The sequence below is a fragment of the Parasphingorhabdus sp. genome, assembly GCF_036568145.1.
In the GTDB taxonomy this organism is placed as follows: domain Bacteria; phylum Pseudomonadota; class Alphaproteobacteria; order Sphingomonadales; family Sphingomonadaceae; genus Parasphingorhabdus.
In genome coordinates this window covers 37,903-51,561 of the sequence record NZ_DATCTC010000020.1, presented here as the reverse complement: position 1 = coordinate 51,561, position 13,659 = coordinate 37,903, and the positions used below count along the sequence as shown (strand labels likewise).

The window sequence follows — 13,659 nt, the reverse complement described above, 5'->3', positions numbered from 1 at the left end:
ACCGGTAAAGGCTAGGATTTCCTATCCTCCTCACCGAAAATAATCGCGGCGTCGGGTTTGTGCTGGTATATTTCTTCTTGGGTAAGCCCGTTCAGCTCGTGGGGAAAAATGAGCCAGTCTTCAGTTTCGCGTACCACGAAATCCGGCCGCGAACCGGTCCTGTTGCGTGACGGTTTGTAATAGATGGTGGCAACCCGGACATTGTCCGGCATGTTATGGCGGCATCGCTCCCGCAGTTCTTTCAGGAACGCTTCAATGCTCCGGCCGCTGTCATACACATCATCGACGATCAGCAGGCTATCACCGGGGTTCAGTGTATCGACCAGATAGCCGAGGGCAAAAACCTTTACCGACCGTTCCTGTTTATCAATACCGGAGTAAGAGGAGGTCCGGATGGCGATATGATCCGTAGGAACGCCATGAAATTCCAGAATTTCTTGCACAGCAATGCCCACCGGCGCGCCGCCCCTCCATATACCGACAATATGCGTGGGACGAAAATCGCTCTCCAATATTTGCATGCCCAGACGAAAGGAATCCGCCAATAAGGCGTCTGCGGTAATATAGTTTTTTTCTGTCGTCATAATGGTCTCAATCGCCGGGAGGTTATTTCGCGGACTTTACCATAAGAGATAGGTAGCCGCTGTTTCAAACAGGTTAAACCCGTTTCGGGCGCTTAGCTATCAATTAAGCAGGCTGTCCATTTTAGTCCGGCTGCCTTAAGATTCACTGACATCAGGAACTACCAAATCCGCAACGACAGGACATTGCCACATGGATATCAAAGATAAAATCATCGTCATTACCGGAGGTGCGAGCGGGATTGGCGCGGCTATGGCCCGGCGTTTTGCTGATGCAGGGGCGAAGCATGTCGTTTGCGCTGACCGCGACATGGTCGGGGCGCAGGCCGTTGCCGTGGATATTGGCGGAACGGCTGTGCAAACCGATGTGTCTGTAGAAGCGGATATCCGCTCCCTGATCGAAACTGTCGAGAAGGATATCGGCCCGATAGACCTGTTTGTGTCCAATGCCGGAATTATCATGGAGGGCGGCGTCGAGGTTCCCGACGACGGATGGCAGAAAATCTGGGAGATCAATGTCCTGGCGCATATCCGCGCTGCGCGGGTGCTGGTCCCCTTAATGCTGGAACGCGGGGGCGGCTATATTGTCAGCACGGCCTCAGCGGCCGGTCTGCTCGCACAAATCGGGGCGGCGCCTTATTCCGTGACGAAACATGCGGCGGTCAGCTTTGCCGAATGGCTCGCGATTACATATGGGGGCGAGGGGCTGAAAGTGTCGGTCGTCTGTCCGCAGGGCGTTGAAACGGCGATGACGGCGGATATTGACACTTCTACGGTTGCCGCAGACGGAATGCTTTCTGCAGAAGCCGTCGCGCAAAGTGTTCTGGATGGGATTGAGGAAGAGCGTTTCCTGATCCTGCCGCATCCGAAAGTCGCAGATTATATCAAGCAAAAGGGCAGCGATCCGGAACGCTGGATAGCCGGGATGCAGCGCTGGCAGGAGCGTTTGAAAGATTCTGCCTAGCAAAAATGATATGATAAAATGAAGCATTGGCCCACCGGGGCTGGGCAACTAGCGTTCCTCACTAAATAAAAAAGGAGAGTGAGAGAATGGCATTGGTATCTGTGGTAGGCGCAACCGGACGTCAGGGATTGGCACAAATTCGCCAATTAGCAGCAGCGGGGCACAAAGTCCGTGCCCTTTCACGCAGTGAAAGCCCGGATCTGGGCGGAAGCAATGTCGCTGATGAAGCGCGCATCTTTGACCTTCAGGATGAAGCAACCTGGGTCCCGGCCTTTGAAGGGTCGGACGCTGTTTTCTATACCCATCCCTTACAGGCGCGTGAGGACCGGGCGACGATGGTTGGCCGCGTTGCCGCTGCCGTCAATAAAGCGGGTGCAAAGCGTTTTATCTGGAACACGTCGAGCTGGATCCCCGAACGTCCCGGTGACCCTTTCACCTATGGCAATAATACAATTGCCGTGAACGAGATTTTCCGATCCGGCATGCCCGCAACCGTTTTCGGCTCCGTGCTTTTCATGGACAATCTTTTGACCAACTGGGCGCGCCCGTTCATCGTTGATGAAAGCCGCTATGTTTATCCGCATAAACCGGATCTGGAAGCCAACTGGATCAGCTTGGACGATGTCGGCAAATGCATGGTTGCGGCTATGGATCGCCCCGACTTCGAAGGATCATGGCTGAACATCGGTGGTCCGCAGCGTTTGAAACCGCCTCAGGTTGCCGAAACATTGTCAAAAGTATTTGGCCGCGAAATCAAATATGATCCTTGCACTCCAAAGGAATTTGGCGATTTGCTGGTCGGGGCATTTGGTGACGATATACCGGATGAGAAGCGCGAAACTTTCGCTGCCGGCATCACCGCATTTTATGAATATAATAACAAAGCGGAAACCAAACCGTTCGAAGTCAACACCGACTTCATGCAGCAGCGCCTGCCCGAAGTGGAGTTTGAAACGCTTGAGCAATGGGCTGCACGGCAAGACTGGTCAGCGGACGCACACAGACCGCCAGCGGGATAGTTTTCTCCTCACCATCTATCGTCATTCCCGCCTGTGCGGAGATGGCGGTAGGTGGGTGGGAGTAGCCTAAATGTAATGCCGGATCAGGCCACCATCCGCTCGATAAACCAGTAAGTCGCGATGATCCCGATGGCGTAGGATGTCGCGGCTTTTGTTGGTTGCACCCATGATTGCTGAAAACGTCGGATAAGGGCGAGCATAGCAAAGGCGACTGCGACGATTATGAGCTGCCCGATTTCAACCCCAAGGTTAAAGGTCAGCAATGCCATAGGAATCGCATCCTGCGGCAACCCGATTTCGGCCAGCGCCCCGGCAAAGCCGAACCCGTGAAGCAGGCCGAACAGAAACGCGACAATCCATGGAAACCGTTCTGACAGGCGCAATATCTCCGGATTATCGCTCCTTTGCGCTTTGACAATTTCAACCGCCAGAAAAACAATCGACAAGGCAATAATCGCTTCCACCGGCTGCGAGGGCAGGGACAGATAACCCAGGGTTGACCCGATCAGCGTGATAGAGTGCGCGACTGTGAAAGCGGTCACTGTCTTGGCGACCAGCCAGCCACCTTTCAGCAACAGGACAAGCGCGAGCACGAACAACAGGTGGTCAAAGCCAAAAACGATATGTTCCACTCCGATGACGGTATAGGTCCACGCGACATTGGCGATGGCGTCTTTCTGCGCGATTGTGGTTGTCGCGGCATTGGGGGTCAGGCGCAATGTCTGGGTGTCTTCGCCAAGCGGGGAAATACGCACCAGCGCATCGGTTGTGGATAGCTCCAGCCCCTTAAGCCCCAGACTTTTCCCGGCGAGAGGACCGGTGCAGTCAAGGCTCTGACGTGTCAGGACATTGCCGGCAACAAAGCGGCGATCGGCTGCTCCGCCGGGTTCGCATATATCCGGGATGATGACTTCCCCCTGATGACCCAACAGGGAGTTGGCAGACGCTTTCCAGAGCAGCTCCCATTCATTTTGGGATATCTGGTTCAGCTCTATATAGGCCGGGCGCAGTTCATCGGCGCGGGCGGTTTCCGGAAACAACAAGCCGATAAAGCACAGAATGGCGAGGACATGCCCCCTCATTCGCGGCCAACCACATTGACGTCATATTGCGAGCGATATTTCGTAAAGGAAGCGCTTTCCATTTTGGCGGTCTGCGCCGCGCGCCAGTCGTTCGTCACCGCTTGGCGAACATCATCCAGAGTGGGGGCTTTGCCGGATATTCGTGCCGATATTTTCACAAGATGCTGGCCAAAACCGGATGGGATCGGCCCCTGCCATGCACCGTCATCAATTGTGCTTAGGCTGTCTGCAAACTTGTCCCCAAACTGGCGCGAGATTTCAGAGCTATCGGCCTGGCTGAATCTTGCGGGAAGGGCGATTGGTTGTCCGACAGTTTCGGGCAATAGCCGCCGCTGATTCAGGTCATCCAGCGCTGCGGCAATGGCCTGTGCATCCATCATATCGTTCTGGCCAAGGTAAATTTGCTCCAGATCGTAAATAGGTGCGGGTGCATATTTACCCGGATGGTCATCCATCCATTTTTGCAGGACAGCATCTGACGGATCGGCAAGGGCATCCTCCTGACCATCAAGAAACCGCAGCTTGGTATAGAGCCGACGGCGGATAAGCGGGTCGTTGCGATCAAGGCCCAGCCGCAAAGCCTCCCTATAATAGATTTCCTCTTTAATTTCCTGATCGATCAATCCGTCCAGCTCGCCTTCACTGGGCGCGCGGCGGAAATTCTGCACCCATCCGGCCTTTAACCGCTCAATATCGGTATCGGTGATGTTGATCTCATAATCGGCAGTATCGCGGTCCATTCCGATCGCCCAGAAAAAGCCGAACACCAACAGCGATCCGCCGAGAAAATGGATTAGCGGTTCTTTCAGCTGATTCATTGATGCGATGCTCCCGATAATATGTGCGATATGCGGGTCAGGGCCATTAGCTGATCGTGGTCGTCTTTGGCGCGGCTGGTGTGAACCATATCGGCGATGTATAGGCGCGCTCCTGCTGGATTTTGGTGACCTCATCCGGCAATATCAGGCCATATTTCAGGGCGTCGTAAACCGGCCATGTCGGCGTCGGTATTTCGAGCACCCGGACATAGTAAAACGCATGCTGCCTTGCATCGAAATCCGGGTCCTGCCACCATGTAACCAGTTGCGGCGCGCCGATATCATTGTTCCATGTGCCTTTGGTCAGATCGACACTATTACCAACCTTAGTCAGCTTGCCATCCGCGCCGAGCGAGCGATTGTCCGGGTGGCTCCAGCTGACATTATAGATTTTCTCATGGGATTTCCCGCTGGCATCAACCCATCCCTTGATGACCTGAATACGGTCAAGAGAGGCGCTGTCCGGGTCCATCAGCGCAGAGATCAGGAAATTGGGTGACTTGGCGCTGCTCGTTTCCATATTCCGGGCGGTCAGGTCTCCGCCCATCGGAACGCCCTTCGCATAGCCGGTTTTGACCATATTATCGAGATCGTCCTTGGTGAAATCAAAGCCGCCAAAGAAACGCACCTTCATACGCGGGCCGGTCGTTGCGTAAACTTCGCGGCGCATCATGGCGTCAAAAATCGCTTCACGGCTGTTGCTTGTCGCCCAAACGGCGGCATAGCCGCTCGACAGGTAATGCCAGCCAAAACGGCCTTCGCGCGTGCCAAGATTTTGCGGTGACAGGGCGCGGTCCCTAACATTGGCTTCATTGCCTGTGTGCTTGCCAAAGAAATTATACTCGTCTGCCGTGGCGAGCGAGGTATGGCTGTCGGTTGACCCGATCATGCCGAATTTGAAAGGATTGGCCCCGATCGCAAGTGTCAGCTCCAGCCCCCGTTTCAATGCTTCGCGCGCATAGCTGCCGCCATAGCTTTCTTCTGCCATGTCGCGGGTGCAGCTCAGATTGCATTCGTCCCAGCCTTCCACGCCGAAATTAGCAAATTCATCATTGGGGGAAAGGAACGGATGGGCCTCGCTATCGCCCTTGATCTGTGTGACCTCGACCAGCGGCTCGCGCAGCGCACGGGTCTTGATATAGGCGGCATCAATCGGGCTGCCGTCATATTTGTTCATCGCGAACATGCGGCCATTGGACACGTTGCTATTATGCGGAATGGCCAGCACCTTGCCGCCCGTATCCTTTTCATAGGCATCCATATAAGCCCAAAGCTTTTCGGGATCCTGCGATGTGAGCGCGCCAAAGGGAAGGGTCCGGTCCGTCTTGTCGGTTCCGTCACGATACATGACGACGCGGTGAAGGTTATCGCCTTGCGGCATGGATGTATATTCAAAGCCCATGAAGGCGGTGAACTTGCCGGGCTTGTTATAGCGCTCGACAATCTTGCCATGCGCTTTCCACAAATCACTGGTGCGTTCTTTCTGCGCTTCGGGATCGGTCATGGACTCGGGCAGACTGCCCGTTGCGGCGCCATCGATCAGTTCCGCGGTGACACGCAGGCTGCCATCCTCGCTTTCGTGCATCATGTCATGCCAGCGCAGCAGGAGCTTGTTACCGAGCAAGGCAATGCGCGGCGCTTCGTAAATCGCCTTTGTCGCGCCAATGGCATCGCTGTGATCGGCAATCACCAGAAAATCGAGCGGACGGTCAAGCTTCGCCTTCGCGCCCTTGGTTGCGGTGACTTCCTCCCCGCTGGCAAAGCGCAGCGCCGCTTCTGCATCAAGCCGGTTGCCAAAGCCAAAGGCATCGACGCTGTTATCGGTATGCAAATGGGTGTCGCCCCAGAAAACCTCTTCGGGATATTCAGTATTGACCACTTTGACACTGGTGGAATCAGAGCTGTTTTCTTTACTGCACCCTGAAACGGCCAATGCTATTGTGCAGGCCGCAACGTAAACCGCTTTGCGCATTATATTCCCCCCTAGCTTTTATTTGCGGAAACTATAGTTGATTTCGCAGCAGTGCAATAGCCTGACCGGAAGCCTCAAAGACCGTAACGTTTTTCCATAAACATCATTGCTAGTCTTGCGCGGGTTTTCTCTGCTAGTAGATTTAATTAATAGATATGACTCAGACGGAGAGCAAAATGAACGAAATGATTAAGCCCGATAGCAAGGCAACCAGCAACACGCATTGCAGTGCATCGGATTATCAGCGGCTTTATGACGAGAGCATATCTAATCCGGACAGTTTTTGGGCAGAGGAAGCTAAGCGGCTGGACTGGATAAAGACTCCGTCCATCATCTCGAACTGGTCTTATGACCCGGTGGATATTAAATGGTTTGAAGATGGCGAGCTCAACCTTTGCTACAATGCGCTGGACCGCCATGTCGAGGCCGGTCGCGGCGATGTCACGGCTCTGATCTTTGAACCGGATGATCCAAAGGACGAAGGCCGGACGCTGACCTATGCCGAATTGCTGGCGGAGGTTATCCGTATGGCAGGGGCGCTAAAGAAACTGGGCGTTAAAAAGGGCGACCGGGTCACGATTTATATGCCGATGATTGTTGAGGGTGCGGTGGCGATGCTGGCCTGTGCGCGGATCGGTGCCATTCATAGCGTAGTCTTTGGCGGTTTTTCGCCCGATGCGCTGGCCGGACGGATAGAGGATTGTGAAAGTCGTTTCGTAATCTGTGCCGATGCGGGGCGGCGCAGCGGGAAAGCTGTTCCGCTGAAAAACAACGTGGATGCCGCGCTGGAAAAAGAAGGTGCGGATGTTGATGCCGTCCTGGTTATAAACCATTCGGGCAGCGATATTCCGATGCTTGAAGGGCGCGATCACTGGTATCATGAAGTCGCGGCCGATGTGCCGGCCGAATGTCCGTGCGAGCCGATGAATGCCGAAGATCCCTTGTTCGTGCTTTATACGTCCGGTTCGACCGGAAAGCCTAAAGGCGTGCTCCACACCACGGGCGGTTACGGGGTGTGGGTGACATCCACGTTCCACTATATTTTCGATTATAAACCGGGCGAGATATTCTGGTGCTCTGCGGATATCGGCTGGGTCACCGGACACAGCTATATCGTTTACGGTCCGCTTATCAACGGCGCGACCGAAGTCATGTTTGAAGGCGTTCCGAACTATCCAGACCATGGCCGTTTCTGGGAAGTGGTTGAAAAGCACAAGGTCAATATTTTCTATACCGCACCGACAGCGATCCGTGCCTTGATGCGGGAAGGGGATGCGCCGGTCAAAGCCCATGACCGCAGCTCGATCCGCCTGCTCGGCACGGTGGGTGAACCGATTAACCCGGAAGCATGGCGCTGGTATTATGAGGTCGTCGGTGAAGGCAAGTCACCGATTGTCGATACCTGGTGGCAGACAGAAACGGGCGGGACGATGATTACCACGCTGCCCGGTGCCCATAATATGAAGCCCGGTAGTGCGGGCAAGCCGTTTTTCGGTATCCAGCCTCAACTTGTGGATAATGACGGCAATGTGCTTGAGGGTGCGGCCGAGGGTAATTTGTGCATCATCGCCAGCTGGCCGGGTCAGGCGCGGACGGTTTATGGCGATCATGAACGCTTCATCCAAACCTATTTTTCAACCTATAAGGGCAAATATTTTACCGGCGACGGCTGCCGCCGGGATGAAGATGATTATTACTGGATTACCGGGCGGGTCGATGATGTCATCAACGTCTCAGGCCACCGGATGGGCACTGCCGAGGTGGAAAGCGCGCTTGTTTCCCACCCATTGGTCGCGGAAGCGGCTGTGGTGGGCTATCCGCACGATATCAAGGGGCAGGGCATTTACTGCTATGTGACGCTGAACGCCGGTGAGATCGTGGATGATGAACTGATCACCAAGCTCAAGGCCCATATCCGTAGTGAAATCGGGCCGATTGCGACGCCCGACCATCTGCATTTCACCGCCGGGCTTCCCAAAACCCGCTCCGGCAAGATCATGCGCCGGATTTTGCGTAAGATTGCGGAAAATGATTATGGAAATCTGGGGGACACTTCCACGCTTGCCGATCCGTTACTGGTCGACGGGCTGATTGAAGGCCGGAAAAATAAATAAGCCTACCGGGCAACGACAAAGGGAAATTAGATGACAAAATATATTCTCCTCGCCACCACTGCATTTCTTGCGGCTTGCTCCACCAGTGATGGAGAGGTTGCCAGTGCCAGCAATGTTCCAGCTGCCTCGCAATCGGAAACCGCAGCGCCAGCCGCAGCAGAGAGTGATATCGATGCCCGTCTGGCCAGTTTTTTTGAAGAATATGACCAGATGGAACTCGCTCATTCGCCTATGACAAAGGCCTATCGCGGGATAAATGACGCGGATTACGGCAAGCTGGATGATCCCAGCGACGCGGCTGCGATCAGGGAATATGAACGCGATCAGGCTGCGCTTGCCGAAATGGAAGCTGGGTTTGACATGAACCGGCTCGATGAGATGGACCAGCTTAGTTACCGGCTGTTTCAGGCTCAGGCCGATCGTTCCAAAGAGGCATTTCCGTTCCGGCGGAACAGCTATATTTTTGACCAGATGAACGGAGCGCAGAGCCAGCTTCCGGCGTTCATGATCAATATCCACCGCGTTGTCACCAAAGCGGATGCCGAAGCCTATGTCAGCCGTCTGGCTGCATCGGGTCCTTTTCTCGACGTGCTTATCGCGCAATCGGCGGAGCGGGCGGATGACGGTATCATGGTTCCCGACTGGGTTTTCCCCTATGTCATAAGCGATGCCAAAAATGTGATTAGCGGCGCACCGTTTGAACAGGGTGCGGATTCGCCCCTTTACGCGGATCTGAAAAAGAAGGTGAACGCGCTTTCGATTTCCGACGCGGAAAAAGCCGACCTGATTGCACGGGGTGGTCAGGCGATGAAAGCCAGCATGGCGCCTGCCTATAAAAAGCTGATCGCCGAGATGGAGCGGCAGCAGAAAATGGCCGTTGATGGCGATGGTATCTGGCGGCTCAAGGACGGCGCGGCTTATTATGCAGAGCGGCTGAAATATTACACCACAACCGACCTGACCGCAGAGGAGATTCACCAGATCGGCCTTGATAATGTCGCGCGTATCCACGGCGAGATGCGCCAGATTATGGCACAGGTCGGATTTGAAGGCAGTTTGCAGGATTTCTTTAAGCATCTGCGGACCAGTGACCAGTATTTCTATACCAGCCGCGAAGCCTATTTAGCGGATGCCAATGAAAAGCTGACAACGATGGAAAAAGCGCTGCCAGGCTATTTCAACACTTTGCCAGAGGCGCCATGGACCATCAAAGCCGTGGAAGCATTTCGAGAAAAATCTGCGGGCAAGGCCTTTTATCAGAGCCCTGCGCCCGACGGATCCCGGCCGGGCACTTATTATGTGAATCTTTATGACCTGAAGAGCATGTCAAAAACCGAGCTGGAGGCTTTGGCTTATCATGAAGCCCTTCCGGGACACCATTTGCAGCGGGCGATCCAGACCGAGCTGGGCGACCTTCCTGCTTTTCGGAAGTTTGGCGGCTTTACCGCCTATACGGAAGGCTGGGGCCTTTATACCGAGGAGCTGGGCAAGGATATGGGTTTTTATACCGATCCCTATTCGGATTTTGGCCGGCTTGGCATGGAACTTTGGCGCGCGTGCCGGCTGGTGGTTGATACCGGCATCCATCACAAGCGCTGGAGCCGCGAGGAAGCGATACAATATCTGGTCGACAACACACCCAATCCGGAAGGTGATATCCGCAAGGCGATTGAGCGCTATATCGTGTATCCGGGACAGGCGACCGCCTATATGATTGGCAAGCTTAAAATCATGGAATTGCGGAGCAAGGCCCAACAACAACTTGGGGACAAATTCACCATGGGCGATTTCCACGATGTCGTTTTGAAAAGCGGGCCGGTTCCGCTGGATATCCTGGAAGAGCGGGTGGATGGCTGGATTGCCGAAAGCAGATAAACAGCGAAATTTTCCCGGATTGGCCGAAAAAGTCAATAATCACCGGGAATATGTCCTTTTTATCCAATATTTATGTCTGGCTTTAAGGGCATTAATCCCTTGCGACCCTAAACATCCCGTCCGTAGAACTTCTGCGGACGGGATATATTACTGCTGCCTACTTAATTAATTAGCCAGACCAGTTTTTATTTCAGCACAAATCGGTTATATGTAGTATTGTAATAGGGCAGTCCGGTTCTCCTTGATCCGGATTAAGGGGTTCGCTTTGGTCAGTCTGAGATATTTTGCACCTGCAGAGGACGTACGGGATCTCGTTTCCGTCTATTATCTGTTTGAGGTCGAGCATCCCCGGTTTGCCGATAATGAGCGCGCGGCCATTGCACAGTTACGGTTTCTTCTGGAAGGCACAGGGGATTTGGGCTTTGCCGACGGGAAATCCTATCCCGCCAAAGGCGCCATGCTGGTTGGTCCGTCCACCGGTGCGATGAGTTTCGATCTTCAGGGTCCATTTCGCATGTTCGGATTCGGCCTGTTGCCAAGAGGCTGGGCCGCGCTGACGAACAGATCGGCGGCGGATTTTACGGACAAGGCCGTGCCAGCCCAGAAAATATTCACCGATGAAATCAACAAGAATCTTGAGGTTTTACGCGCTTGTAATGATGTGAGCGAAATGACGGATTGGGCGGACGGGTTTTTCCGCAAGGCGCTGCCCAATATTAAACCAGAGATCGAGCAGTTCACGAAAATGGTCGATGCCTGGCTGTCTTCCGAACCTTCCCCGCCGGTCAGCGCGCTGATGGAGCGGTCGCAGCAAAGCTCCCGCCAAGTGCTCCGCACGGTCAACAAGCTTTATGGAATGGCGCCCAAATATCTGGCGCGCAAATACCGCGCATTACGGGCCGCGCGCGCCTATGCCGAACATAATGAGGCCGAGCTGCTGGCACTGGAAGATGCGTTTTATGACCAGTCACACATGATTCGCGAGATTAAATTCTTTGCCGGAACGACGCCGACCAAATTGCGAGTGGCCGAGGGAGAAACGGCCAAGTTGATCGACCAGCGCAAGCTTTTGAAGGGCAATATCCCTACACTGACCTCCGAGACCTGACTACAAAGCGCAGGAAAGCGCGCTATTATAGGGTTCATGCCCTGAAAAAGGGTAGGAAACCCTATGGCTCTGGTTGCATTCCCCTTTAAATGCGACTAATTAAGTCCTATTTAAAGAATCACAGGAAGTGTGAGAGATTTTATGCGGCTTTCCAGCCTTGCCGATTATGCTGTAGTATTGATGTCCGCTGCTTCGCGGCACTGTGGTGCTGCGCGTCTGGCAGGCAGCAAGCTGAACGCATCGACGCTGTCACAGGAAACCGGTGTGCCACTGCCCACGGCGCAAAAACTGGTCAGCCGCCTGTCCGCAGCCGGGCTGCTCGAATCGACCCGCGGCATTGGCGGCGGGATCCGGTTGGCGCGCCCCCCGTCATCCATCAGCCTTGCCGATATTGTTGAGGCGGTTGAAGGGCCGCTGGCAATTACCAGCTGTCTGGTCGAGGGCAGTCACGACTGCAAGCTGGAAGATGGCTGCACCGTCAAACCGCACTGGGGTGTTCTCAACCAGACAATCCGTAAGGCGTTGGAGGATGTTAGCCTGGCAAGTCTGGCACAAATGCCAGTGGCCGAAGAAATTAAAACCATGGAACAAGCGTTATGAGCGAAGCAGTGAAAACAGAGATTCAAGAGCGGGATGAGCGGACGGCGATGAATGCCGAGGCACAGGCCGCGGTGGATAGTGCCAGCACTTATGAATTTGGCTGGTCATCCGATATTGAACAGGATTTCGCACCCAAAGGTCTGAACGAAGATACGGTCCGGTTCATTTCCGATAAAAAGGGTGAACCGGAATGGATGCTCGAATGGCGGCTGAAAGCCTTTCGCATGTGGGAAAAAATGGAAGCTCCCGACTGGGCAAAGCTTGATATTCCTATGATCGATTATCAGGACGCCTATTATTATGCCGAGCCCAAGGCGAAGCCAAAGCTCAATAGTCTGGACGAAGTCGATCCCGAAATCTTGCGGGTTTACGAAAAACTGGGCATTCCCATCGAGGAACAGAAAGTTCTGGCCGGTGTCGAGGGCGCGCGCAAGGTTGCCGTCGATGCGGTGTTTGACAGCGTTTCGGTCGCTACAACATTCCGCGATGAATTGGAGCAGGCGGGCGTTATTTTCCGCTCGATCTCGGAAGCGATCAAGGAATATCCCGATCTGGTCCGCAAGCATCTTGGCAAAGTGGTGCCGATGAAGGACAATTATTTCGCCACGCTCAATTGCGCGGTGTTTAGCGACGGGACGTTTGTTTACATTCCCAAAGGTGTGCGCTGCCCGATGGAGCTTTCCACCTATTTCCGGATCAATGCCGAAAATACGGGCCAGTTCGAGCGCACGTTGATTATCGCCGAAGAGGGCAGCTATGTCAGCTATCTGGAAGGCTGTACCGCACCGATGCGCGATGAGAACCAGCTTCATGCTGCGGTGGTCGAACTGATCGCGATGGATGATGCGGAGATTAAATATAGCACCGTCCAGAACTGGTATCCCGGCGACGAAAATGGCAAGGGCGGCATCTATAATTTCGTCACCAAGCGCGGGCTGTGCCAGGGCAAGAACAGCAAAATCAGCTGGACCCAGGTAGAAACCGGCAGCGCCGTGACGTGGAAATATCCTAGCTGTGTGCTGAACGGTGAAAACAGCGTTGGCGAATTTTACTCGGTCGCGCTGACTAACAATTATCAACAGGCCGATACCGGCACCAAGATGATCCACAATGGCAAGAACAGCCGTTCGACCATCATCTCGAAAGGCATCAGCGCGGGCCATAGCGACAACACATATCGCGGTCTGGTGCGGGTCGGTCCGAACGCCGAAAATGTGCGAAACTTTACCCAGTGTGACTCGCTGTTGCTGGGCGACAAAAGCGGCGCGCATACCGTGCCCTATATCGAGGTGAAAAACCCGACCGCACAGATCGAGCATGAAGCGACGACCAGCAAGATCAGCGACGACCAGATGTTCTATGCCCAGCAACGCGGGCTGGACGAGGAAGAAGCGGTCTCCCTGATCGTCAACGGCTTTGCGAAAGATGTACTGAAACAACTGCCGATGGAATTCGCCGTCGAAGCGCAGAAATTGCTGGCGATCTCGCTGGAAGGTTCGGTCGGGTGACGGGCTGAAAAGCGGTTC

At 54.3% G+C, this 13,659-nt stretch carries 11 protein-coding genes; 7 read left to right on the top strand and 4 right to left on the bottom strand.

Annotated features, from left to right (window positions below):
• Window positions 1–11 precede the first annotated feature (11 nt).
• Entirely contained in the window at window positions 12–584 is a 573-nt protein-coding gene (locus tag VIN76_RS07160) for a phosphoribosyltransferase (protein ID WP_332041146.1), read from the bottom strand.
• A 190-nt stretch (window positions 585–774) separates the two neighbouring features.
• Between VIN76_RS07160 and VIN76_RS07155 the strand changes: the two genes are divergently transcribed.
• Together VIN76_RS07155 and VIN76_RS07150 are read left to right on the top strand one after the other, a co-directional pair.
• Window positions 775–1,545: an SDR family oxidoreductase gene (locus VIN76_RS07155; protein ID WP_332041145.1), complete on the top strand. Its 771-nt coding sequence runs from the start codon at window positions 775–777 to the stop codon at window positions 1,543–1,545.
• Between the two features lie 86 nt (window positions 1,546–1,631).
• Window positions 1,632–2,564: an SDR family oxidoreductase gene (locus VIN76_RS07150; protein ID WP_332041144.1), complete on the top strand. Its 933-nt coding sequence runs from the start codon at window positions 1,632–1,634 to the stop codon at window positions 2,562–2,564.
• A gap of 83 nt (window positions 2,565–2,647) precedes the next feature.
• Here the strand turns inward: VIN76_RS07150 and VIN76_RS07145 are convergent, their stop codons facing one another.
• From VIN76_RS07145 to VIN76_RS07135, 3 genes are read right to left on the bottom strand one after another with little or no spacing between them, the layout of a single operon-like run.
• A complete protein-coding gene (locus tag VIN76_RS07145) occupies window positions 2,648–3,646 on the bottom strand; it encodes a HupE/UreJ family protein (RefSeq protein WP_332041143.1) in 999 nt (332 codons plus the stop codon).
• The gene (locus VIN76_RS07140; RefSeq protein WP_332041142.1) at window positions 3,643–4,464 is read right to left on the bottom strand and encodes a peptidylprolyl isomerase; all 822 of its coding nucleotides are present in this window, start codon (window positions 4,462–4,464) and stop codon (window positions 3,643–3,645) included. The genes VIN76_RS07145 and VIN76_RS07140 overlap by 4 nt, the downstream gene beginning before the upstream one ends.
• Window positions 4,465–4,510: 46 nt before the next feature.
• Complete coding sequence (locus VIN76_RS07135) at window positions 4,511–6,436, bottom strand: DUF3604 domain-containing protein (protein ID WP_332041141.1); 1,926 nt, start codon at window positions 6,434–6,436, stop codon at window positions 4,511–4,513.
• 176 nt (window positions 6,437–6,612) lie between these two features.
• Here VIN76_RS07135 and acs point away from each other — a divergent pair, with 176 nt between their 5' ends.
• The 5 genes from acs (at window position 6,613) to sufB (ending at window position 13,641) form a co-directional block, all read left to right on the top strand.
• Window positions 6,613–8,550, top strand: a complete 1,938-nt coding sequence (gene acs / locus VIN76_RS07130) for an acetate--CoA ligase (protein ID WP_332041140.1) — start codon at window positions 6,613–6,615, stop codon at window positions 8,548–8,550.
• Between the two features lie 30 nt (window positions 8,551–8,580).
• Window positions 8,581–10,425 carry a DUF885 domain-containing protein gene (locus tag VIN76_RS07125; RefSeq protein WP_332041139.1) on the top strand — a complete coding sequence of 615 codons (1,845 nt, stop codon included), beginning with the start codon at window positions 8,581–8,583 and terminating at the stop codon, window positions 10,423–10,425.
• Between the two features lie 265 nt (window positions 10,426–10,690).
• The gene (locus VIN76_RS07120; RefSeq protein ID WP_332041138.1) at window positions 10,691–11,533 is read left to right on the top strand and encodes a DUF6597 domain-containing transcriptional factor; all 843 of its coding nucleotides are present in this window, start codon (window positions 10,691–10,693) and stop codon (window positions 11,531–11,533) included.
• A 141-nt stretch (window positions 11,534–11,674) separates the two neighbouring features.
• The gene (locus tag VIN76_RS07115; protein ID WP_332041163.1) at window positions 11,675–12,133 is read left to right on the top strand and encodes an SUF system Fe-S cluster assembly regulator; all 459 of its coding nucleotides are present in this window, start codon (window positions 11,675–11,677) and stop codon (window positions 12,131–12,133) included.
• A 47-nt stretch (window positions 12,134–12,180) separates the two neighbouring features.
• The gene (gene sufB / locus VIN76_RS07110) at window positions 12,181–13,641 is read left to right on the top strand and encodes a Fe-S cluster assembly protein SufB (RefSeq protein ID WP_332041162.1); all 1,461 of its coding nucleotides are present in this window, start codon (window positions 12,181–12,183) and stop codon (window positions 13,639–13,641) included.
• Window positions 13,642–13,659: the final 18 nt, after the last annotated feature.